At 64.7% G+C, this 20923-nt stretch carries 21 protein-coding genes and 1 pseudogene; 5 read left to right on the top strand and 17 right to left on the bottom strand.

Translation table 11 applies throughout. The annotated features are described in order from the left end of the window. A pseudogene (locus DH10_RS37335) lies at positions 1-178 on the top strand (MFS transporter); the annotation flags it as partial. Positions 179-239: 61 nt separating this feature from the next. Here the strand turns inward: DH10_RS37335 and DH10_RS29725 are convergent. Continuing rightward, positions 240-587 (bottom strand): GFA family protein, encoded by a 348-nt coding sequence (locus tag DH10_RS29725; RefSeq protein WP_192253211.1) that lies wholly within the window; start codon positions 585-587, stop codon positions 240-242. A 278-nt stretch (positions 588-865) separates the two neighbouring features. Between DH10_RS29725 and DH10_RS29720 the strand changes: the two genes are divergently transcribed. Then, positions 866-2158: an amidase gene (locus tag DH10_RS29720; protein ID WP_192253208.1), complete on the top strand. Its 1293-nt coding sequence runs from the start codon at positions 866-868 to the stop codon at positions 2156-2158. Positions 2159-2182: 24 nt separating this feature from the next. Here the strand turns inward: DH10_RS29720 and DH10_RS29715 are convergent, their stop codons facing one another. Genes DH10_RS29715 through DH10_RS29695 form a run of 5 tightly spaced genes read right to left on the bottom strand, consistent with a single transcriptional unit; the run spans position 2183 to position 6435 of the window. Continuing rightward, positions 2183-2569, bottom strand: coding sequence for a hypothetical protein (locus DH10_RS29715; protein WP_192253205.1), 387 nt, complete (start codon positions 2567-2569; stop codon positions 2183-2185). A gap of 51 nt (positions 2570-2620) precedes the next feature. After that, positions 2621-3598, bottom strand: a complete 978-nt coding sequence (locus tag DH10_RS29710; protein ID WP_192253202.1) for a hydroxyacid dehydrogenase — start codon at positions 3596-3598, stop codon at positions 2621-2623. A 5-nt stretch (positions 3599-3603) separates the two neighbouring features. Then, positions 3604-4320: a FadR/GntR family transcriptional regulator gene (locus DH10_RS29705; protein ID WP_192253200.1), complete on the bottom strand. Its 717-nt coding sequence runs from the start codon at positions 4318-4320 to the stop codon at positions 3604-3606. A 2-nt stretch (positions 4321-4322) separates the two neighbouring features. Further along, positions 4323-5492, bottom strand: coding sequence for a mandelate racemase/muconate lactonizing enzyme family protein (locus DH10_RS29700; protein WP_192253197.1), 1170 nt, complete (start codon positions 5490-5492; stop codon positions 4323-4325). 55 nt (positions 5493-5547) lie between these two features. Beyond that, complete coding sequence (locus DH10_RS29695) at positions 5548-6435, bottom strand: sugar phosphate isomerase/epimerase family protein (protein WP_127425135.1); 888 nt, start codon at positions 6433-6435, stop codon at positions 5548-5550. A 401-nt stretch (positions 6436-6836) separates the two neighbouring features. On the opposite strand from DH10_RS29695, the gene DH10_RS29690 reads away from it, so the two are divergent. The 3 genes from DH10_RS29690 to DH10_RS29680 all read left to right on the top strand — a co-directional run bounded on the left by DH10_RS29690 (position 6837) and on the right by DH10_RS29680 (position 10159). Further along, complete coding sequence (locus DH10_RS29690) at positions 6837-7892, top strand: sugar phosphate isomerase/epimerase family protein (RefSeq protein ID WP_192253194.1); 1056 nt, start codon at positions 6837-6839, stop codon at positions 7890-7892. 155 nt (positions 7893-8047) lie between these two features. Next, positions 8048-9235, top strand: coding sequence for a Gfo/Idh/MocA family protein (locus DH10_RS29685; RefSeq protein WP_192253191.1), 1188 nt, complete (start codon positions 8048-8050; stop codon positions 9233-9235). 72 nt (positions 9236-9307) lie between these two features. Further along, positions 9308-10159: a sugar phosphate isomerase/epimerase family protein gene (locus DH10_RS29680; protein WP_192253188.1), complete on the top strand. Its 852-nt coding sequence runs from the start codon at positions 9308-9310 to the stop codon at positions 10157-10159. A gap of 234 nt (positions 10160-10393) precedes the next feature. Here the strand turns inward: DH10_RS29680 and phnE (DH10_RS29675) are convergent, their stop codons facing one another. The 11 genes from phnE (DH10_RS29675) to phnH all read right to left on the bottom strand — a co-directional run. Next, positions 10394-11752, bottom strand: a complete 1359-nt coding sequence (phnE, locus tag DH10_RS29675) for a phosphonate ABC transporter, permease protein PhnE (RefSeq protein WP_246811662.1) — start codon at positions 11750-11752, stop codon at positions 10394-10396. A 7-nt stretch (positions 11753-11759) separates the two neighbouring features. Then, a complete protein-coding gene (gene phnE / locus DH10_RS29670) occupies positions 11760-12716 on the bottom strand; it encodes a phosphonate ABC transporter, permease protein PhnE (protein ID WP_192253182.1) in 957 nt (318 codons plus the stop codon). A gap of 57 nt (positions 12717-12773) precedes the next feature. Beyond that, the gene (gene phnD / locus DH10_RS29665) at positions 12774-13682 is read right to left on the bottom strand and encodes a phosphonate ABC transporter substrate-binding protein (protein WP_192253179.1); all 909 of its coding nucleotides are present in this window, start codon (positions 13680-13682) and stop codon (positions 12774-12776) included. A gap of 143 nt (positions 13683-13825) precedes the next feature. Next, the gene (gene phnC / locus DH10_RS29660; RefSeq protein WP_192253177.1) at positions 13826-14683 is read right to left on the bottom strand and encodes a phosphonate ABC transporter ATP-binding protein; all 858 of its coding nucleotides are present in this window, start codon (positions 14681-14683) and stop codon (positions 13826-13828) included. A gap of 170 nt (positions 14684-14853) precedes the next feature. Further along, a complete protein-coding gene (locus tag DH10_RS29655) occupies positions 14854-15564 on the bottom strand; it encodes a DUF1868 domain-containing protein (RefSeq protein ID WP_192253174.1) in 711 nt (236 codons plus the stop codon). Between the two features lie 128 nt (positions 15565-15692). Continuing rightward, a complete protein-coding gene (locus tag DH10_RS29650; RefSeq protein ID WP_192385637.1) occupies positions 15693-16310 on the bottom strand; it encodes a DapH/DapD/GlmU-related protein in 618 nt (205 codons plus the stop codon). Next, on the bottom strand, positions 16307-17014 hold the full coding sequence (phnL, locus tag DH10_RS29645; protein ID WP_192253168.1) for a phosphonate C-P lyase system protein PhnL: 708 nt from the start codon (positions 17012-17014) through the stop codon (positions 16307-16309). Before phnL ends, DH10_RS29650 begins: the two co-directional genes overlap by 4 nt. 205 nt (positions 17015-17219) lie before the next feature. Further along, positions 17220-17996 carry a phosphonate C-P lyase system protein PhnK gene (phnK, locus tag DH10_RS29640; protein WP_192253165.1) on the bottom strand — a complete coding sequence of 259 codons (777 nt, stop codon included), beginning with the start codon at positions 17994-17996 and terminating at the stop codon, positions 17220-17222. Then, positions 17993-18958, bottom strand: a complete 966-nt coding sequence (locus DH10_RS29635; protein WP_281423874.1) for an alpha-D-ribose 1-methylphosphonate 5-phosphate C-P-lyase PhnJ — start codon at positions 18956-18958, stop codon at positions 17993-17995. Before DH10_RS29635 ends, phnK begins: the two co-directional genes overlap by 4 nt. Positions 18959-19209: 251 nt before the next feature. Beyond that, complete coding sequence (locus DH10_RS29630; protein WP_192253162.1) at positions 19210-20322, bottom strand: carbon-phosphorus lyase complex subunit; 1113 nt, start codon at positions 20320-20322, stop codon at positions 19210-19212. 1 nt (position 20323) lies between these two features. Beyond that, positions 20324-20923: phosphonate C-P lyase system protein PhnH (phnH, locus tag DH10_RS29625; RefSeq protein WP_192385636.1), on the bottom strand; the 600-nt coding region annotated here is incomplete at its 5' end.

Here is a 20923-nt window from a genome sequence, read left to right as displayed (position 1 = left end):
CGAGAGCGCCGGCGGGCTGATGGTCGCGACGTTCCAGGTGGCGATCGCGCTGGGCGCGGTCTTCGGCGGTCTGCTGGTCGACCATGCCGGCGTGGCGAGCGCCTTCGCCTACGGCGCCGTGGCGACGCTGTTCGCGGCGCTGGTGACTTTCGCCGTCGGGCCCAAACAGGCTGAATAGCCTTGGATGCCGACAAGCCGGCCGATATGGCCGGCTTGTCGGCAGAGCGATGCAGTCTGGTCTAGGCCGAGCGGCCGTCGAACTCGAAGACCTGCACTGCGTCGAGGTCGACGTCCTCGAGGCAATTGATGTTGACGTAGGCGCTGCGCTCGCTGCCCTGGCTGACATCCTCGGCGAAGGGGTGGATGCCACAGGTCCGGCAGAAGCGATGCGCGATCGAGCCCTTGCCAAAAGTGTATTTGCCGAGGTCGTCGCCCCAGGCGACCAGCCGCATGCTGCCATGCGGCACGGCCCAGAGCAGTGAGCCCTTGCGCGAGCAGATCGAGCAATTGCAGCGCACCGCGCCGCCGAGCGCGCCTTCGACCTCGAAAGCCACCTTGCCGCAATGGCAGCTGCCTTTGTACAGCATCAGTCTCTTCCTATCGCTGGCAGGGTGCAAAGGCACGCTTGCCGGGTTGTCCCTTTCGCCGGCCTTCCCGGCCGGCATTGAAGCGCGTCGCGCAGAAATGGATTCAGGCGCCGCGCTTTAAGTCTTTGTTTTGATGCATGTCGTTCTCCCAAAACCGCTACGCACTTTTGGGCGACGTGCATTAAGTGTTTGTTTTTGCGCAGTTCCGGACGGAAACCGCTACACACTTCCCGGAATTGCTTTAAAGACGTTGCATCCTTGCGGAGTCCGACATCGACATGCAATCCGTCCGCGGTCGTCTCGAAATCATCCTGTCACGTCTTGCCAGTCGCGCCGGAAGCGAGAAGGTCTACACCAAACTCTACGCCGAAGCGGCGCGCGCGGCGGCGGATGCGGCCGATGCCCGCCGGAAGGCCGGCGTGAGCCTCGGCCCGCTCGACGGCGCGATCGTGTCGATCAAGGATCTGTTCGACGTCGCCGGCGAGCCGACCAGGGCGGGCTCGCTGATGTTCGCCAGTGCTCAGCCTGCCGTGCGGGACGCGGCGATCGTGCGCCGGCTGCGCCAGGCAGGCGCAGTGATCCTCGGCAAGACCAACATGACCGAATTCGCCTTCACCGCCATCGGCGACAATCTGCATTACGGCACGCCGGGCAATGCGGCCGATGCGAGCCTTATCCCGGGCGGCTCCTCGTCCGGCGCCGGCGTCGCGGTGGGCGAGGGCAGCTGCGACATCTCGATCGGCTCGGATACCGGCGGCTCGGTGCGCATTCCAGCCTCGCTCAACGGCGTCGTCGGCTTCAAGCCGACGGCAGGGCGCGTGCCTTTGGCCGGCGCCTTTCCCTTGTCGGCGACACTGGATTCGATCGGGCCGCTCGCCCGCAGCGTTGCCGACTGCGCGGTGACCGACGCGATCATGGCGGGGGATGAGCCGGTTGCTCTTCAGCCTATCCCGGTTGCCAGTTTGCGCATTGGCATCCCCCGCGGCGTGCTTTTCGGTGAGACGCAGCCTGAGGTTCTCGATGCTTTCGACCGAAGTATTCGGGGGATGGAGCAGGCGGGCGCGCGCGTCGTCGATTTATCGATCGACGACCTCATTGCCGAGATGCGCGCAGCGACCAAGCGCGCCTCGATCGCGTCGATGGAAGGTGCGGAAGTGCACGCCGACTGGCTGGCAGCCGGCGCCTCTGTGCCCGTCGATCCGCATGTCAGCGGGCCTTTGTCTCGCGCTCTGACAGTTCCCGCTTCCGCCTACATCAGGACCATCCACTGCCGCAGGGAATTGGTCGCGGCCATGGAGGAACGGCTGCAAGCGGTCGACGTGCTCGTGCTGCCGACCGTGCCGATGGTTGCGCCGTCGATTGCCGCCATGGCCGGCGATGAAGCACTGCGCGGGACGGAGGGCCTGCTGCTGCGCAACACTCAGGTCGCCAACCAGTTCGACCTCTGCGCGGTCTCGCTGCCGATGCCCGGCACGAGGCTGCCGACTGGGCTGATGCTGGTGGCGAGACATGGGCATGACCGTCGCCTTCTCGGCATCGCCGCGTCGGTGGAGGCTTTGCTGAAAGGCTGAGGCCGATGGCCCGGGTGGCGAGCCTCAATGTGCCGAGCAATGGCCGCGCTCGCTGTCCTTCGCGGCGCGCTCGATGCCGGACGCAACCAGCGTCGGCAGGCTGTACTGCTTGCCGTTGAACGTATGCGGCCGGTTCTCGATCGTGCCGGCAACGACGACATTGCCGGCATAGAGCTTGTCCGCGAGGTCGAGCGCCTTGTCATGTTGCGGCAGGCCATCGATGTCAACCAAGACGCCCTTGATGATCTTGCCGGAGGCGAGGTCGAGCGCGCTGTTCGAAGGGCAGGGCGCCATCACGCAGCGCAGGCCGTTGTCGCAAGGCACGTAGCTGCCCTGTCCGTCGGCGCGGGCCTCGGCCCCAGCCAGGCAGAAGCCAGCGATCAGAAGGGCTCGAGCGACACTCTTGGTCATCGCAGGAAGGTCGTCGTCAAATCCGGGAAAATTGAGGCGGGCGGCGAAGCGTCAGTCCGCCGGAAAGCGCCGGCGGTAGCGCTCGATCACTTCCGGATTGCGCAGGTTGACCGGCAGCTTGTCGGCAAGCACCAGCAAGGCCTCGCCGGCCGCACCCACACCCATGCGCATCATGGATTCCTCGGTGATGCCGGCCATATGCGGGGTGACGATGACGTTGTCGAAACCGAAATAGGGATGGTTCGGTGGCAGCGGCTGGGTCGCAAAGACGTCGAGCGCCGCGCCGCCGATGCGGTCTTTTCGCAGAGCTTCGATCAGCGCCTCGTCGTCGACCACGGGTCCGCGCGAGACATTGATCAGCAGCGCGTTGGGCTTCATGCGAGCGATGCGCTCGCGGCTGATTAGGCCGCGCGTTTCCTCGGTCAGCGGGCAGCAGAGCACGATGATGTCGCTCTGCTCGACCAGCGCGTCGATCGACAGGAAGCCGACGCGCTCGGGCGCCGGGCGCAAGCTGCGCGTGGTCGCCACCACATTGAGGTCGAAGCCGTGCGCGGCGATATGGCCGACGGCCTGGCCGACCGCGCCGAGGCCGACAATGCCGATCGTCTTGCCGGCGAGCTCGTTGGTCGAATTGGCATGCTCGCGCCCGGCAAGCCAGCCCTTGGCGCGCAGGTCTCGGTCCATGACGCGGAAGCGGCGAAGGAGCGCAAGCGCTACAAACATCACGTGCTCGGCGACCGAGCGGGCGTTGACCGCCGGCACATTCGCCACCAGCACGCCGGCGGCGGTGGCCGCCTCGACCGGGATCATGTCCAATCCCGCGCCGTGTCGGATCGCGGCGCGCAAATTGTTGGCGCCATCGAAGAGCTCCGGCGGCAGCGGCGCGCGCACGATGACGATGTCGGCGTCCCTGGCTTCCGCGGTCAGCGTCCTGGCGTCGAGGGCGCGGGCGATTGCAAGCCTGCCGGCGCCCGCCAGCATAGCCGTGGCGCGTGGGTGCAGCGGGTGCGTCGACAGGATCTTGCGCATAAAGCTCAGGCCTTTTCGAGCGCCGTGCTTTTCGGCTCCGTCCAGCGACCTTCGATGATCCCCTTCCAGTAGCTCTCCGCGCCCTGCAGGTGCGCGCTCATCAGCGCCTGGGCGAGATTGCCGTCGCGACGCAGCAGCGCCTCGTAGATCTGGATGTGCTCGGCATGCGAGCGCACGCTGCGCTCGGGATCGTTGAAATAGATCGGCAGGCGCTGCTCGCCCATCAGGTAGTAGACGCTGCAGATGTTGTGGAAGACGCCGTTCTTGGTCGCCCGCACGATCTCGAGGTGGAACTCGCGGTCCTCCTTGGCGAGGCCTTCGCCGGCGGCGATGCGCTCCTCGGAGGCCTTCAGGATCTCGCGCAGCCGCTCGAAATTCTCCTCGGTGGCGCGCGAGCAGGCAAGCTCGGCCGCCTTGATCTCGTGAATCTTGCGCAATTCGACGGTCTCGTAGATCTGCACCGGATCGAGCGGCAGGCCGGCGCGCGCGAAGAGCGCCAGCGCCTCGACGCTTGCCTGCTTGGTGTCGATATAGATGCCGGACTTGGCGCGGCGCTCGACGATGCGCATGGCTTCCAGGATCGCCAGCGCCTCGCGTATCTGACCGCGGCTGACGCCGAAATGTTCCGCCAGTTCGCGCTCCGACGGCGTGCGGCCCGACTCCTTGTCCGAGTTGGAGAACAGATAGGCGGCGAGTTCCGCGAGAAGGTTCTTTTCTTTCATCGTCAAATGCGTTGCGCGTGCGCCTCCAGGAAACGCTCCGAAATAGTGAATCCCAATCCGGGCTTTTCGGGGATCGCTATCATACCGTCCTTTGCTTCGACAGTCTCCTCGACGAGATCGTGGATCATCGGATTGGCGCCCAGCGAATATTCGACGGTGAAGCTCGCGGGCGAGGCCGCGCAGACATGCAAGCCGGCGAAGAAGCAGGGCGCGCCGGCCCACAGATGCGGCGCGAAGCGCAGGTTGAAGGCGCTGGCGATGGTGCCGATCTTCATCGCCTCGCTGATGCCGCCGCAGAAGGCGGGATCCGGCTGGAAGATGTCGGCCGATTTCAGCACCGCCAGATCGCGGAAGGCATAGCGCGTCGCCTCGCTCTCGCCGGTGGCGATCGGCGTCGAGCCCGACGCGCGCACCTCGGCCATGCCGGGCTTGTCGTCGGCGATCACCGGCTCCTCGAACCAGGCGAGGTCGAGGTCGGCGGTGAGGCTGATGAAGCGCTTTGCCTCGGCGACGGTGTAGGTGCCGTGCGCGTCGACCATCAGATCGACGTCGGGGCCGATCACTTCCCTGGCGGCGCGCACGCGCGTGGCCGAGATATGCGGGGCGCCGTCCATCGCGCCGACGCGCATCTTCACGGCCTTGAAGCCGCCCTTGGCGATGTAGGATTTGAGCTGCTCGCCGATGGCATCGGCCGACGCCCAGCCGCCGGACGCATAGGCCTGCATGCGCTCGACCTTGCGGCCGCCGAGCAGCCGCCAGACCGGCTGTCCCAGCGACTTGCCGAGGATGTCCCAGAGCGCGATGTCGACGGCGCTGATCGCCGCCACGCTCATGCCGCGCCGCGCCAGCTGCGGCATGGCATGCCCGGCATGGGCTGCCGTGTTGTGGCGCACGCCGTTGTAGAGCATCTCCCAGATGATGCCGATATCGGCCGGATCGCGGCCGATGAGCTGCGGCGCAATCTCGTGGTTCAGCATGTGGACCAGCGCGCCGTAACTGCCGGCGCTGCCGGCAGCATTCTTGCCCTCGCCCCAGCCGACCAGGCCGTCATCCGTTTCAATGCGCAAAATCGCGGCGTCGAACGTCGTCACCTGACCGAAATCGCTGCGATGCTGCTTCGCGACTTCGATCGGTATGCGGACCCACCAGGCCTGGACGCTTTTGATACGCATCTTCATCCCCGGCCCCGCCGCCCGGCGAGGGCGGAAGGGCTAAGCTTCGATCGGGCTACTTGATCAGCGGCAGCAGCGTTTCGGCGGTGATGCGCATCTGGTCGGTGTAGAATTTCTCGGTGAGCAGGCTGGAGCCGTGGTCCTGGATGAATTTGAGCTGCTCTGGCGAGATGTCGACCGGGTTGCGCTCCACCATCTCCGGGTAGGGCGCCGCCGGCGTGCGATCGACGGGCGCGACGAACTCGTTGGTCAGCGCGCCGTCGTAGCCGATCTCCTTCAGCGTGCCGACGATCTTCGGCCAATCGATCTGGCCGAGGCCGGCGGCGAAGCGGTTGTTGTCGGCGACGTGGAAGTCGAAGAGGCGCTTTCCCACCTGACGGATGGCGTCATAGACGTTAAATTCCTCCATGTGGATGTGATAGGCGTCGAGGCAGACGCCGCATTCGGGGCTCACCGCGTCGGCAAGCGCGAGCGCCTGGGCGCCGCGGTTGAAGAGATACGTCTCGAAGCGGTTGAGCGGCTCGACAGCTATCTTGACGCCGACCTTCTTGGCATGGGCGAAGCATTCGCGCGTGGCGTCCACCACCCAGCCCCACTCTTCCGCTTCGGTGCCGTCGGGCACCACCTTGCCGACGGTGGCGGGAACGAGCGTGATGATCTCGCCGTCAAGCTCGCTCACCATGGTCAGCACGTCCTTGACGTATTGCACCGAACGTTCGCGCTGGCCCTGGTTCTTGGCGGCAAGGTTGCGTTCGCCCAGCATCAGCGTCACCGAACCCCAGCAGCGAATGCCGTGCTCCTTCAAGAGCGCGCGCGTTTCCTTGGTCTTGTACTGCTCGGGCTCGCCTGAAATCTCGATCGACTCATAGCCGAGTTTCTTGATGCGCTTGAGCGTCACCTCCAGCGGCTCCGCCCGCATCCAGTTGTGCGTCGAAAGATGCATGGTCTATCCTTCCCAGAATGCGCCTGTCACGTTTTCCCGCGGCGTTCTCCAGTGAGCCCGCCGCATGATCTCCTCCCCACGGCGTTCCAGCGATTTTTCTCGAAACTGGTTCGACCAATTGGGTCCAACAAGACCTCTACAGCAAATTCGCTTGAACGGCAAGGAGACCGCATATTGGGCCTTACTCATTAAGCAATATGTTGATTCTAATGGATTAAATTCTCCTTCGGCGACCGTGCTGATCGCTTTCCCGCCGTTTCTGGCCGCTTGACCAAACGGCCCAATTTGGTAATACCAGAATGACGCCGTATCCCGGCGCCGATACGAACGATCGAACAGGCTAGCCCTTGCTTCAATCGGCGCTATGCTTGGTTCGTGAAAATGAGAGAGGGAGGATGCCGATGCCGACGACGATGAAGGGTCCCGGCCTGTTTCTGGCGCAGTTCGCGGGCGACGCCGCGCCATTCAATTCGCTGGCCTCGATCACCAAATGGGCGGCCAGCCTCGGCTACAAAGGCGTGCAGATCCCGACCTGGGACGGCCGCATGTTCGACCTCAAGAAGGCGGCGTCGTCGAAAGCCTATTGCGACGAGGTGAAGGGCATATGCGCCGACGCGGGCGTCGAGATCACCGAGCTGTCGACGCATCTGCAAGGCCAGCTGGTCGCAGTGCATCCGGCCTATGACGCGCAGTTCGACGGTTTCGCCCCGGCGGAGGTGCACAACAATCCGAAAGCCAGGCAGAAATGGGCCGTCGAGCAGATGGAGTTCGGCGCCAAGGCGTCGAAGAATCTCGGCCTCAAGGCGTCGGTCACCTTCAGCGGCGCGCTCGCCTTTCCCTACCTCTATCCGTGGCCGCAGCGGCCGCCGGGGCTGATCGAGGAGGCCTTCGCCGAGCTCGGCAAGCGCTGGAAGCCGATCCTCGACGTCTATGACGAGAACGGCGTCGATGTCGGCTACGAGATCCATCCGGGCGAGGATATGTTCGACGGCGCGACCTTCGAGATGTTCCTCGACGCGGTCGGCGGCCACAAGCGCTGCAACATCAACTACGATCCGTCGCATTTCCTGCTGCAGCAGCTCGACTATCTCGAGTTCATCGACATCTACCACGAGCGGATCAAGGCATTCCACGTCAAGGACGCCGAGTTCAACCCGACGGGACGGCAGGGCGTCTATTCCGGCTATCAGGGCTGGGTGAACCGCGCCGGACGCTTCCGTTCGCTGGGCGACGGTCAGGTGGATTTCAGCGGCATCTTCTCCAAGCTCACCCAGTATAATTACGATTCCTGGGCGGTGCTGGAATGGGAATGCTGCCTTAAGCATCCCGAGGACGGCGCCGCCGAAGGCGCACCCTTCATCCAGCATCACATCATCCGGGTTACCGAGAAGGCATTCGACGATTTCGCCGGCGGTACCAGCGACAAGAAGCTGCTGCGCGCGATGATGGGGATCTAGTATCGCTTTCCCTCCCCCTTGAGGGAGGGTCGATCCGCAGAAGCGGATCGGGGTGGGGTCGCCGGGCGTAGAGCTCGGCATGAACCGACCCCTCCCGGCCTTCGGGCCACCCTCCCCTCGAGGGGGAGGGGTATCTCAGACAAGGGAGACAAAAAATGGTCGGCGCATCGAAGTCGGAAACGGGAGGCGGCCCGATCCGCTACGGCATGGTCGGCGGCGGGCAGGGCGCCTTCATCGGCGCGGTGCACAGGATCGCGGCGCGCATGGACAATGACTTCGTGCTGGTGGCCGGAGCGCTGTCGTCGAATCCGGAACGGGCAAAAGCTTCGGCCGCCGAACTCGGGCTCGATCCGGCGCGCAGCTACGGCTCCTATGCGGAGATGGCGAAGGCCGAGGCGAAGCGCCCGGACGGCATCGAGGCGGTGGCGATCGTCACGCCCAACAACGTGCATGTGCCGGCGGCCAAGGCCTTCCTCGAGGCCGGCATCCACGTCATCTGCGACAAGCCGCTCGCGACTTCGCTCGCCGAGGCGAAAAAGCTTGCCGCACTGGTCGAGAAGGCCGGCAAGGTGTTCGTGCTCACCCACAACTATACGGCCTATCCCATGGTGCGGCAGGCGCGCGAGATGGTGGCCAAGGGCATGCTGGGCGACATCCGCATCGTGCAGTCGGAATATCCGCAGGACTGGCTGACGGAAGATCTGGCCGCCACCGGCCAGAAGCAGGCGTCGTGGCGCTCCGACCCGAAGCAGGCCGGCGCCGGCGGCGCGCTGGGCGACATCGGCACGCACGCCTACAACCTCGCCCGCTTCGTCTCAGGGCTGGAACTCGATTCGCTTTCGGCCGACCTCGACGCCTTCGTGCCGGGCCGCCAGCTCGACGACAATGTCAACGTCATGTTGCGCTTCAAGCCGGTCGGCAACAAGCATCCGGCCAAGGGCATGATCTGGGCGAGCCAAGTGGCACCCGGCCATGAAAACGGGCTGAAGCTGCGCATCTATGGTTCCAAGGGCGGGCTTGAATGGGTGCAGGCCGATCCGAACTATCTCTGGTACACGCCGTTCGGGCAGCCCAAGCAGCTGCTCACCCGCGCTGGCGCCGGCGCGCTGCCGGTTGCCGGACGTGTGACGCGCGTTCCCTCCGGCCATCCAGAGGGCTATCTCGAAGGTTTTGCCAACATCTACCAGGAAGCCGCGCGAGCGATCCGGGCGGCGCGCAAGAAGGGCGGCAAGCTGGCTAGGGATGTCGTCTTCCCGACGATTGCGGACGGCGTCGAAGGCATGGCCTTCATCGAGGCCTGCGTGAAGTCGTCGAAGAAGAACGGGGCGTGGACTAAATTGTAGTCGCGAAGCGGCCGGATGAGGGGGAGTGAAAGAACCGGCGTTCAGCTGGCCGTCGAACGGGGAGGAATGTCGATGAAAATCGGCATGTGCATGTTCTTGTGGACGACGAGCGTCTCGAAGAAGCACGAGGCGCTGCTGAAGGACATCAAGGCGACCGGCTTCAACGGCGTCGAAATCCCGGTCTTCGCGGGCGTGCCCGACGACTACAAGAAGCTCGGCGAGATGCTCGACCGTATCGGCCTGGGGCGCACCGCGGTTTCGGCCATGGGCGATCCGGCGATGAACCTGATTTCGCCGGATGCGGCGACACGCAAGGCCGGCATCGACTACATGAAATGGGCGATCGACTGCAGCGCCGCCCTTGGCGCGAACAGGCTGAGCGGGCCGCTGCATTCGACGCTCGGCGCCTTTTCCGGCAGCGGGCCGACGGCGGCGGAGAAGAAGCGCTCGGTCGCCTCGCAGCGCGCCATCGGCGACCACGCCGGCAGGAAGGGCGTCATTATCGGCCTCGAGGCGCTCAATCGCTTCGAATGCTATCTGGTCAACACGATGGACGATCTGTCGGAGCATATCGATGCGATCGACCGGCCGCACATCAAGGCGATGTACGACACTTTCCATGCCAATATCGAGGAGGCCGATCCGATCGGCGCCTATACCCGCAACCGCCGAAATGTCGTCCATATCCATATTTCGGAGAACGACCGCGGCGTGCCGGGGCGCGGCAACATCCCGTGGAAGGAGACGTTTTCGGCCATCCGCAAGAGCGGCTATGACGACTGGCTGACCATCGAGTCCTTCGGCCGCTCGCTCAAAGATCTGGCAGCGGCCACCAAGGTGTGGCGCGACTTTGCCGAGAGCCCGGAGGCGGTTTATCGCGACGGGTATCGGCATATCAGGGATGGGTGGAGGAAGGCGGCGTAAGCTCTCTTTTCGTCATCCACGGGCGAAGCGGGAGCGAAGCGGACGCGGAGACCCGAGGATCCATGCTGTGACCTCGATGAAGAGCGCAGCGGAGCAGAATTTCTGCACCGCCGCAACGCGTCGAAGTCGTGGCATGGATCCTATGGTCTGCGCCGCGTCGCTTCGCTTCGCTCCTTGCTTCGCCATAGGATGACGAAGGCGCGCTGAGTCGCTGCCGATCGTAATGTCGGTTGACTAACCCTGCGCAGCCTGCAGCCGATTGTAGTCATGCAGCGTGCGGCTCAGCCTGCGGCGCAGGAAGTTCGAGATGTTGTCGAAGACGAAGACGACGAACAGCGTCAGCAGCACCATGTAGAAGACATTCGCCCAATTCGAATTGGTGCGCATGGCTTCCCATAATTTCAGGCCGATGCCGCCGGCGCCGACAGCGCCGATGATGGTGGCGCCGCGGGTATTCGATTCCCACTGGTAGAGCGTCTGGCTGATGAAGATCGGCACCACTTCCGGCAATACCCCGTGACGCTGCACAAGCAGGCCGTTGGCGCCGGTCGAGGCCACGCCTTCGCGCGGCTTGTCGTCGATGTTCTCCAGCGCCTCGGAATAGGTTTTGCCGAGCGTGCCGATCTCGGTGAAGAAGATCGCGGCACTCCCCGCGAGCGGGCCGGGGCCGAAGGCGCGGGTGAAGAACAGCGCCCAGATCAACATGTCGACCGAACGCATGAAGTCGAAGAAGCGTTTCAGCACCTGGCTGAGCAGGCCACTCGGCGTGATGTTGCGAGCGGCGAAGAAGGCAAGCGGGAAGGCGACGATGCCGCCGAGCAGCGTGCCGAGGAAGGCCATGACGATGGTCTGCAAAAGCTTCGTCCAGACGTCGCCATGCTGCCACTGGGCGTTGTTCCAGATGTTGTCGGCGGCTAAAGCGAGATTCGACGTTCCCGACTGAAGTTCAGGGCCAGAGACGATCAGCGAGAATACCTCGCCGGCCGATTTGCCGAAGAAGGGCGAGCGGGTGTCGAAGACGAAATTCGCCCAGCCGAGGAAGCGCTTGCGCACCTTGACGCGATCGACGGTGACGCGCACCTCGCCGACGAAGCCCATCTTGGCGACGACCTCGTCGTCATGCACGGTCACCCAGTTCGGCACCGGGCCGGACACTTCGGGCTTACCGTCGGTGAGCGAAACAAGCACCGTCTGGCCATTGGCGACAATCGTCGCCCTTGTCTTGTCGAAGGTGATGGACTTGGCCTCGCCGTCGATCTGCACGGTGAAGGTGCCGTCGGGATTCCTGATGACCCAGTCCGGATTGGGGTTCTCGCCAAGCGCCGAGAAGCGCGGATATTTCGGCGTGATCTGAGGCTGGTCGAGCCGGAATTCCGGCTGCAGGTCGTAGCTGATCCATTGCGACAGGAAGAGCGGCAGGCGCTCCCAATGCGATTCCTTCAACACCTGAGGAAGGCTGAAGAACCACAAGGCATAGGCGAGGTAGAGTACCGTGCCCGCGATCAGGACCAGCGGCCAGAAGCGCTTGTAGGCCGGCCGCTGGAATATCTGCGGGTGGCGTTCCTCGATCGCGCCGATGTCTTCGGCTGTCATGCCCATATCAAGCGCTCATCAGAAATGCCTGCTCGCCGACGAGCTTGCGGCGCAGCCAGGCGGAGAACTGGTCGACGAGGAAGATGGTGACGAAGAGAAGCAGGACCAGGGCCAGCGTCTTGGCGCCGAAGCCGCGCGAGATGGAAAGCTTCAACTCTTCGCCGATGCCACCGCCGCCGACCGCGCCCATGATGGTCGAAATGCGCACGTTGATCTCGATCCTGAGCAACGTATAGGACATGAAGTTGGGCAGCACCTGCGGCAGGTCGGCGAAGCGCACGCGCTCGATCCAGTTGGCGCCGACCGCGCGCAGCCCCTCTTCCGGGCGCATGTCGATGTTCTCGTTGATCTCGTAGAACAGCTTGCCCAGCGCGCCGATCGAATGCAGGCCGATGGCGATGATGGCCGCGACCGGGCCGATCGAGACGATGGCCGCGAACAGGCCGGCAATGACGATCTCGGGGAAGGCGCGCAGCAATTCCATGAAGCGCTTGACGACGAGCCGCAGGATCGGGCTCGGCGTCAGGTTGCGCGCGGCGATGAAGGAGAAAGGCACGGCAAAGACGAAGCCGATGAAGGTCGAGACCAGCGCTACGTTGACGGTGGTCAGCATCAGCTCGAAATATTCGGGGATGTAGAAGCCGCCCCAGACATAGACGCGACCGAGCGGGAAGTTGAATTCCTGCGTGCCCTTGTCATGCGGCGAGGCGATGTCGAACAGGGCCCGCCAGACGTCGTTCCAGTCCTTCGGGATCAGCCAGCTCAGGAAATCGAGTATATGCGGCAGCCGCTCGAAGAAATGGCCGGCATTGGCTTCGTCGGCAAACCACATGGTCGCGCACATGGCAACCAGCAGCAGGCCGACGCCGAGCGCGGTGTAGAAGCGGCGAAGCGAGGTCTGGCGCCGCCAGGCGTCGGCCTGCTGCCTTGTCGCTTCGGAATGGATTGTCGCTGAGGCTGTCATGATCGGGAATGCAAAAAGGGCGGCGCTTTGCAGCGCCGCCCTCTTTTCCTGATGCCGTCAGCCGCCGATCGCGGCTTTGCGGGCTTCGACGATGACGTTGTAGAAGTCCGGCTTGACCGGGACATAGCCGGTGAAGTCGCCGCCTTCGACGCCCTCGAAGCAGGGCTTGTCCTTGGCCGGCAGTGCGGTGAAGAAGTCGGTCAGCTTGGCGGTCAGCTCAGTGCCGAGCGCGGTGCGTACGACCAGCGGACCGTTCGGGATCAGGCCCGAGCGCCAGACTTCGACGAAGTCGTTCGGATCGACGGCGCCCTTGGCGACTTCCTTGTGGAAGGTGCCGGAGGTGTAGCCGTTCTTGAAGTCGCCGATGCCGGAGGAATCGTCCACCGCCACGTCGACCTTGCCGTCGCGGACGGCGAGGATGTTGTTCTCATGGCCGCCATTGAACTGGGTCGAGGCGAAGTAGGTCTCGTTGGAGGCGCCGGTGTCCTTCGGAATCTGGGTCAGCGGGATCAGATAGCCCGAGGTCGAATCCGGATCGGCATAGCCGAGCTTCTTGCCCTTGGCCGACTTGATGTCGGTGATGCCGGAAGTCTTCAGCGCCAGGCCGATCGAATAGTAGCCGGTCGAGCCGTCGGTCTGCTTGGTGGTGAGGATCGGGGTGACGGCGTTCGGGTCCTTGAGATAGACGCTGGCGTAGCCGGACGCGCCGAGCTCGGCGAAGTCGAGCGTGCCGCCGAGCAGGCCCTGGATGACGCCGTCATAGTCGGCGGCCGGGAACAGCGACACCTTCTCGAAGCCGAATTCGGCCTTCAGGTGGTCGGCAAGGCACTGGTAGTTGCGCAGACGGTCGGTTTCGTTCTCGCCGCCGAGGATGCCTACGCGGAATTCCTTGATGTCGGCGGCGTGAGCAGCACTTGTCGCCATGGCGAGCAGCGATACGGCGCCAAAAACCATTTTCCTGAACATTTGGACCTCTCTCCTGTTTTGCCGGCTTCGCGCCGGCAGCGTTCGAATTTTGAATTCAGCCTTTGACGCGGGCGGGCGATCCGGGTTGCTCTTATCGAAGTCCCCGATTTGCCCGGGACCATTTCGGTCCCGGGGTGATGGATTCAGTAGCCAGGGAAGGCCGGTTCGAGCGGTCCGGCGGATGCGGTGAGCTTCGGCTTGATGCTGACGCTGGTCGACGTGATGGCCTCGGTGATCTCGACGCCGTTGGCGTCGGCGCCATAGACGGTGCGCACGGCGTCGCGGTCGAGATCCTCGGGCGCGCCGTCGAAGACGACCTTGCCGGCGGCCATGCCGATGATGCGGTTGCAATAGGCGCGGGCGGTGTCCAGCGTGTGCAAATTGGTGACGACGGTGATGCCTTCGCGCAGATTGATGTCGCGCAGGGAATCCATCACCACCTTGGCGTTGAGCGGGTCTAGGGAGGCGATCGGCTCGTCGGCCAGCAGCACCTTCGGCTGCTGCATCATGGCGCGTGCGATCGCCACGCGCTGCTGCTGGCCGCCGGACAGCGTGCCGGCCGGCTGCAGCGCGGTGCGGGCGATGTCGAGGCGCTCGAGCGCGGCCACCGCCTCGGCGCATTCGGTGCGCGAGAACATGCCGAGCAGATTGGAGAAGGTGGAGCGGTGGTTGAGGCGGCCGAGCAGGACGTTGGTCAGCACGTCGAGGCGCGGCACCAGGTTGAACTGCTGGAAGATCATGGCGCAGTCGCGCTGCCAGCGGCGCAGCGGCGAGCCCTGCAGGCTGGAAACCTCGGCGCCGTCAAAAAAAATCGATCCTTGGCTGGGATCGATAAGACGGTTGATCATGCGCAGAAGCGTCGACTTGCCGGCGCCGGAGCGGCCGATGATGCCGACCATCTGGCCCTGCGGGATCGAGACGCTGATATCGCTGACAGCGGTGTTCTTGCCAAATCGTCGGGTTACGCCGCGGATTTCCAGCGTGGCCGATGATGCTGACATGGCAAGACTCCAGTCCGTCGCGGTTTGAAGGTCCGTTAACCTTCGCTAGCGCAGCCCCATGAAGCTGGGGTGTCGGATTGATGTCAGTTTTGTTACCGCCCACAGGCCATCCTTGTTTATGCATGTCGTTGTCCCAAAACCGCTGTGCACTTTTGGGCGACATGCATAGGCTAGCCAAGGACCAACAATTCCTCGAAATGCTTCATATCCTTGAAGCTGCAAAAGGCCGGCGGGCGCAATTCGATCACCGGAGCCTCGCGTTCGAGGAACGACAGGCAATCGTCGAACATATCCTGCCAGGCGGCCGCGCGTTCGTCGGCGAGGCGGCGGATCTGGTAGGCGAAAGTGATGTGGAAGACATACACGTCGTGGTCGGGATGGCGGTAGCCGAACGGCACCGACAGCGCATCGCGCCAGGCTTTGAGGATAAGCCGGTCCTCGTCCGTGGCGCCGGCTACTGTCAGGCCGTTCGGCGTGACGCCGATGGTCTTTATCTTGAAGGCGCCGTTGCCTTCAAAGCCCCGCAGGCGCTCGAGATAGAGACGCGCCATGTCGTCGACGCTGGCGTCGAGCGGCACATCGGCGGGCCAGTAGGGGAGCCGGCGGCGGTATTCGATGATGCCCTGGAACACGGTCATGTGCAGGCTGGAGATCGGCGTGAAGGCGAGGCGGTCGGCGTCCGGCATGGCGCGCATGCGGTCGCGCACCTCGATGACAGCGGCTTCGGAAGGAGAGCCCTGGACGAGGTGGCTGACTACCGTGTTGCCGGGCTCGAGGAGGAAGTTGCCCGACCTGTCGTAGCGGGTGCCGAGATGCACCGGCGGCGCCGGATTGGTGCCTTCGAAGAAGGAGGCGAGCGAAGGTCTGACTGTGGCGAGCATGAGCGATCTCCTTGGGGAGATGGCGTCCTGTCCGAGTCATGTGTCAAGGGTGTGAATGGTGAATGGGGCTTCCTAGCCCGATCCGCGTTGTCCGCCATTCACTATTGACCATTCACCATTCACCAGAATCAGCCGCCATACTTCTCCAAGAAAGCCTCGGCCGAGAGCTCGCGGAAATCGTCGAGCGCTGAACGCAGCCGGGCATGGTCCCAATCCCACCAGGCGAGCGCCTGGTAGCGCTCGGCGGTGCGGCGGTTGAAACGCTCGCGGATCGGTTTTGCCGGCACGCCGGGGACGATGGTGTAGGGCGCGACATCCTTCGAAACCACCGCACCCGCGCCGACCGCCGCCCCGTCGCCGACCGTCACGCCGGGCAGGATGGTCGAGCCGTGGCCGAGCCAGGTGTCGTGGCCGATGATGACGCGCTTGGCGCGCCGCTCTGCGAAGAATTCGCTCTCATGCTCGGCGTCGTCCCAATAGTCCGAGGCGCGATAGGTGAAGTGGTGCAGCGTCGGCCGCCAGGTCGGGTGGTTGGTGGCGTTGATGCGCACGGCGGCCGCGATGTTGGAAAACTTCCGAATGGTCGCGCACCAGACGGCGCAGTCCTGCATCATGTAGGAATAGTCGCCAAGCTCGCTTTCCGAGACCCGGCTGCGCTCGGCGATCTCGGTCCAGCGGCCGAGCTTCGAGTTCTCGACCTGCGCCGTCTCGTGCACCAGCGGCGTCTCGGACAATTTCCTCGTCATGCGGCGATCCTGCCTGCGGCAAAGGCGGTGACGTCGATGATGCGGTCGGCCACCGCGTCGCGCACGTCCTGGTCATGGAAGATGCCGAGCAGGGCGACGCCCGCCGCCTTCTTGGCGGCGATGAGCTCGACCACGACATCGCGGTTCCTGGCGTCAAGCGAAGCGGTCGGCTCGTCGAGCAAAAGGATCGGATGCTCGGTGATGAAGCCGCGCGCGATGTTGACGCGCTGCTGCTCGCCGCCGGAGAAGGTCGCCGGCGGCAGCGCCCAGAGCTTTTCCGGCAGGTTGAGCTGCGCGAGCAGGGTGCGTGCTTTCTCCCGCGCGCCTTCCCTGTCCTCGCCGCGCTCGACCAGCGGTTCGGCAACGACGTCCAGCGCCGAAACGCGCGGCACGGTGCGCAGGAACTGGCTGACATAGCCGATGGTATGGCGGCGCACGGAGAGCACCGTGCGCGGACTGGCCGAGGCAAGGTCGATCAGGCCACCCTCGTGCTGGACGATGATCTGGCCTTCGTCGACGGCGTAGTTGCCGTAGAGCATCTTCAGGATCGAGCTTTTTCCCGCGCCTGACGGGCCGCCAAGCACCGCGCATTCACCGGCTCGGATCGAAAAGGAGACGCCCGCCACCACCGGCAGCCTGACGCCATCGCGCAGATGCATGGTGAAGCTTTTCGCGACCTCGGAAACGACGAGAGGCGTTGGCATTAGAGGGGTCTCCTGTCGTTCGTTGGCGGGACAGCACCCCCCTCTGCCTTGCCAGGCATCTCCCCCTCAAGGGGGGAGATCGGCTGCCGCGTTCGGTTTCGCCACTCTCCCGCGTTGCAGAATGAGCGGGGCATGAAAGCTGCCGATCTCCCCCCTTGAGGGGGAGATGGCCGGCAGGCCAGAGGGGGGTGAACAAGCGCCATCATCAAACCTGTAGTATCGAGGAAACCAGCAACTGCGTGTATGGCGCGCGGGGGTCGTCGAGCACGCGGTCGGTGAGGCCGCTTTCGACGACGCGGCCGTCCTTCATCACCATCATGCGCTGCGACAAAAGCCGCGCCACGGCAAGGTCATGGGTGACGACGATTGCCGCGAGGCCGAGATCGGTGACGAGCCCGCGCAACAGGTCGAGCAGGCGCGCCTGCACCGAGACGTCGAGGCCGCCGGTCGGCTCGTCCATGAACACCAGGCGTGGCCCGGTCACCAGGTTGCGGGCGATCTGCAGGCGCTGGCGCATGCCGCCGGAAAAGGCGCGCGGCTCATCGTCGATGCGATCCTCGTCGATTTCGACGCGCGACAGCCAGTCGACGGCGGTGGCGCGGATCCTGCCGTAGTGGCGGTCGCCGACCGCCATCAGCCTTTCGCCGACATTGGCGCCGGCCGACACCGTCATGCGCAGCCCGTCGGCCGGGTTTTGATGGACGAAGCCCCAGTCGGTGCGCATGAGGAAGCGGCGCTCGGCCTCGCTCATGCGGTAGAGTTCGCGCCACTGGTCGTCACGCATGCGATAGCTGGCGGTGCCGGAAGAGGGCAGCAGCCTGGTCGACAGGCAGTTGAGCAGCGTCGTCTTGCCGGAGCCGGACTCGCCGACGACAGCCAGCACCTCGCCCGGCCAAAGATCGAAGCTGATGTTCTCGCAGCCGACCCGCGAGCCGTAGAATTTGGAAAGCGCCGAGACGCGCAGCAGCGGTTCGTCGGTCATTCGGCCTCCTTACCCTCCCCCATGCGGGGAGGGTCGGCGCGTAGCGCCGAGCTGGGGGTTGCAAGGGTTGTCGCCAGGTCCCTCCCCCCCGCGCCTTCGGCGCGACCTCCCCACAAGGGGGAGGGAGGGGCGCTGCGCCGTTTCTCGCAGTGGTCGGTGTCCGAGCAGACGAACATGTGGCCGCCATGGTCGTCGAGGATGACCTCGTCGAGATAGACATTCTCGGCGCCGCACAACGCGCAGGGTTGGTCGAAGGTCTGCACCTCGAAGGGATGGTCCTCGAAATCGAGGCTGACGACATCGGTGAAGGGCGGCACCGCATAGATGCGCTTCTCGCGGCCGGCGCCGAAGAGCTGCAAAGCCGGCGAACGATGCATCTTCGGATTGTCGAATTTCGGCGTCGGCGACGGATCCATCACATAGCGGCCCTCGACCTTGACCGGATAGGCGTAGGTGGTGGCGATGCGGCCGTGCTTGGCGATGTCCTCGTAAAGCTTCACATGCATGAGGCCGTATTCCTCCAGCGCATGCATCTTGCGCGTCTCGGTCTCGCGCGGCTCGAGGAAGCGCAGCGGCTCGGGGATCGGCACCTGGAAGACCAGCACCTGGCCTGCGGTGAGCGGATGCTCGGGGATGCGGTGGCGGGTCTGGATGATCGTCGCCGTCGCGGTCTCGGTGGTGACGGCGACATTGGCGACCTTTTTGAAGAAGGCGCGGATCGAGACCGCGTTGGTGGTGTCGTCGGCGCCCTGATCGATGACCTTCAGCACATCATCCGGGCCGATGATCGAGGCGGTGACCTGTACGCCGCCGGTGCCCCAGCCATAGGGCATCGGCATCTCGCGCGAGGCGAAGGGCACCTGGTAGCCGGGAATGGCGATGCCCTTGAGGATGGCGCGGCGGATCATCCGCTTGGTCTGTTCATCGAGATAGGCGAAGTTGTAGGTGGCGATGTCGGTCATGGCGATCACGTCCGCTTCATGCTATCGAATTGGCGTCCAGGGAGGCAGGGCCAAATGAGCTCTACCGGATGGATGCATCTCGGAGTGCTGTTGCTGGTCTTCGCCGGCGTTGCCGCGTTTGCGCTTCGCAGGATGTTTCTTCCTGCGCCAAAGGATGCCCCGCAGGGCGAGACCGTTAGCGGAGCCAGCGGCTACGCAGGAAGCAGTGCCAGTTCGCCAGATGGCGGCGGTCACGCAGGCGGCTTCTAGTATCATTCCGCGGCCTCCCTCTTCTCTTCCACCTTGTCCTCATTTTCCCGCGCCTCGTATTCGGCGCGCATGCGGCGGACCAGGTCGAGCTCGGCCTGGAAGTCGACATAGTGCGGCAGCTTCAAATGCTCGACGAAGCCGGTCGCATGGACATTGTCGGAGTGCGAGATGACGAACTCCTCGTCCTGCGCGGCGGCAATCACATCCTCGCCAAGCTCGCTCGCGCGCAGCGCCCGGTCGCACAGCGCCATGGCCATCGCCTTGCGCTCGCTCTGCCCGAAGACCAGACCGTAGCCGCGGGTGAATTGCGGCGGCGCCTTGGCCGAGCCCCTGAACTGGTTGACCATCTGGCACTCGGTGACGCGGATGGATCCCAGCGGCACGGCGAAAGGCAGTTCCGGCACGTCGAGTTCCAGCTCGACCTCGCCGATGCGCACTTCGCCGACGAAGGGGTGGTTGCGGGCATAGCCGCGCTGCGTCGAATAGCCGAGCGCGAGCAGGAAGCCTTCGTCGCCGCGCGACAGCGCCTGCAGGCGGATGTCGCGCGCCATCGGGAACTGCAGCGGCTCGCGGGTGATGTCGCCGGGCACATGGTCCAGCGGCATGTCGCCATCGGCTTCGATCAGGCCTTCGTGGGCGAGGATCGAGGAGACGCGCGGCATGGCCTCCGCTCCGGCTTCGCGTTGCGCGGGCGCCTCGACATCGGCGCCGGCGGCAAGCTCCGGATCGAGCAGCCGGTGGGTATAGTCGAAGGTCGGGCCGAGCACCTGGCCGCCGGGCAGGTCCTTGTAGGTCGCCGACACGCGCCGCTCGATCTGCATGGCGCCGGTGTCGACTGGGCTGGTATAGCCAAAGCGCGGCAACGTGGTGCGGTAGGCGCGCACCAGGAAGATCGCTTCGATCATGTCGCCGCGCGCCTGGACGACGGCCAAAGCCGCGAGCTCGCGGTCATAGAGCGAGCCTTCGCTCATCACCCGGTCGACGCCGAGCGCCAACTGCTCGACGATCTGGTCGAGGCGCAGCGCCGGCACCGAGCGGTCGCCGCGGCGGCGGTCAGCCAGCAGGCGATGGGCGTTGGCAATTGCGGCTTCGCCGCCTTTCACCGCGACATACATGTCATGCCTCCATCGTCTTGATGAGGGTGGTGCGCGGCAAGCAGGCGAGGTGGCCGGGTGCCGCCAGGATGATGTCGACGCCGCGCGGGAAACGCTGGTTGTTCTGCTTCCACTGCTCGACGAAATGGCGCGGCATGCCTGTCGGCGCGATCATCGATGTCTTCTCGATGCCGGGTCCTTCGAGCAGCAGCGACGGACCGGAGGCGAGATCGTCGACCAAAAGGATCAGCGTCGTTGAGCGGTCGGGATATTCTTGCGTGCCTTGCGAAAAGCCGTCGAGCGCCGCCATCTCCGCCGGGTTGGCGACAAACGCGAAATGCGCGTCGGGGGGCGTGTTGGCCAAGGGCGCGCCGGTGTGAAAACCGAGCCAGGCCTTTACGGAAGCTTCGGCCTGCAGCCGCGGGTCGAGCCAGATCGGCGTGTCGTTGTCGCAGAGCGCCAGCACCACGGCGCCGGCAGTCGCCGACAGCGGCGCCGGCGGATGGGCGAGCGAAGACAGCGCCTGGACGCTGCCCGGGCGCGCCATGGCATCCATGATGGCGCGGAATACGGCCTGGGCGTTGAAGACGGGATCGGCGAAGCCGCCCTCGATCGATTGCGT

Source organism: Mesorhizobium silamurunense, from assembly GCF_014843825.1.
Classification (GTDB): Bacteria; Pseudomonadota; Alphaproteobacteria; order Rhizobiales; family Rhizobiaceae; genus Mesorhizobium; species Mesorhizobium silamurunense.
Note: the sequence above shows the minus strand (reverse complement) of the source record. Positions and strands in the feature narration are given on the sequence as shown.

Excerpts from the sequence above, each read along its gene's own strand:
- DH10_RS29725 (WP_192253211.1), bottom strand. The coding sequence starts at position 587 with ATGCTGTACAAAGGCAGCTGCCATTGCGGCAAGGTGGCTTTCGAGGTC.
- DH10_RS29720 (WP_192253208.1), top strand. The coding sequence starts at position 866 with ATGCAATCCGTCCGCGGTCGTCTCGAAATCATCCTGTCACGTCTTGCC.
- DH10_RS29715 (WP_192253205.1), bottom strand. The coding sequence starts at position 2,569 with ATGACCAAGAGTGTCGCTCGAGCCCTTCTGATCGCTGGCTTCTGCCTG.
- DH10_RS29710 (WP_192253202.1), bottom strand. The coding sequence starts at position 3,598 with ATGCGCAAGATCCTGTCGACGCACCCGCTGCACCCACGCGCCACGGCT.
- DH10_RS29705 (WP_192253200.1), bottom strand. The coding sequence starts at position 4,320 with ATGAAAGAAAAGAACCTTCTCGCGGAACTCGCCGCCTATCTGTTCTCC.
- DH10_RS29700 (WP_192253197.1), bottom strand. The coding sequence starts at position 5,492 with ATGCGTATCAAAAGCGTCCAGGCCTGGTGGGTCCGCATACCGATCGAA.
- DH10_RS29695 (WP_127425135.1), bottom strand. The coding sequence starts at position 6,435 with ATGCATCTTTCGACGCACAACTGGATGCGGGCGGAGCCGCTGGAGGTG.
- DH10_RS29690 (WP_192253194.1), top strand. The coding sequence starts at position 6,837 with ATGCCGACGACGATGAAGGGTCCCGGCCTGTTTCTGGCGCAGTTCGCG.
- DH10_RS29685 (WP_192253191.1), top strand. The coding sequence starts at position 8,048 with ATGGTCGGCGCATCGAAGTCGGAAACGGGAGGCGGCCCGATCCGCTAC.
- DH10_RS29680 (WP_192253188.1), top strand. The coding sequence starts at position 9,308 with ATGAAAATCGGCATGTGCATGTTCTTGTGGACGACGAGCGTCTCGAAG.
- phnE (WP_246811662.1), bottom strand. The coding sequence starts at position 11,752 with ATGACAGCCGAAGACATCGGCGCGATCGAGGAACGCCACCCGCAGATA.
- phnE (WP_192253182.1), bottom strand. The coding sequence starts at position 12,716 with ATGACAGCCTCAGCGACAATCCATTCCGAAGCGACAAGGCAGCAGGCC.
- phnD (WP_192253179.1), bottom strand. The coding sequence starts at position 13,682 with ATGTTCAGGAAAATGGTTTTTGGCGCCGTATCGCTGCTCGCCATGGCG.
- phnC (WP_192253177.1), bottom strand. The coding sequence starts at position 14,683 with ATGTCAGCATCATCGGCCACGCTGGAAATCCGCGGCGTAACCCGACGA.
- DH10_RS29655 (WP_192253174.1), bottom strand. The coding sequence starts at position 15,564 with ATGCTCGCCACAGTCAGACCTTCGCTCGCCTCCTTCTTCGAAGGCACC.
- DH10_RS29650 (WP_192385637.1), bottom strand. The coding sequence starts at position 16,310 with ATGACGAGGAAATTGTCCGAGACGCCGCTGGTGCACGAGACGGCGCAG.
- phnL (WP_192253168.1), bottom strand. The coding sequence starts at position 17,014 with ATGCCAACGCCTCTCGTCGTTTCCGAGGTCGCGAAAAGCTTCACCATG.
- phnK (WP_192253165.1), bottom strand. The coding sequence starts at position 17,996 with ATGACCGACGAACCGCTGCTGCGCGTCTCGGCGCTTTCCAAATTCTAC.
- DH10_RS29635 (WP_281423874.1), bottom strand. The coding sequence starts at position 18,958 with ATGACCGACATCGCCACCTACAACTTCGCCTATCTCGATGAACAGACC.
- DH10_RS29630 (WP_192253162.1), bottom strand. The coding sequence starts at position 20,322 with ATGTATGTCGCGGTGAAAGGCGGCGAAGCCGCAATTGCCAACGCCCAT.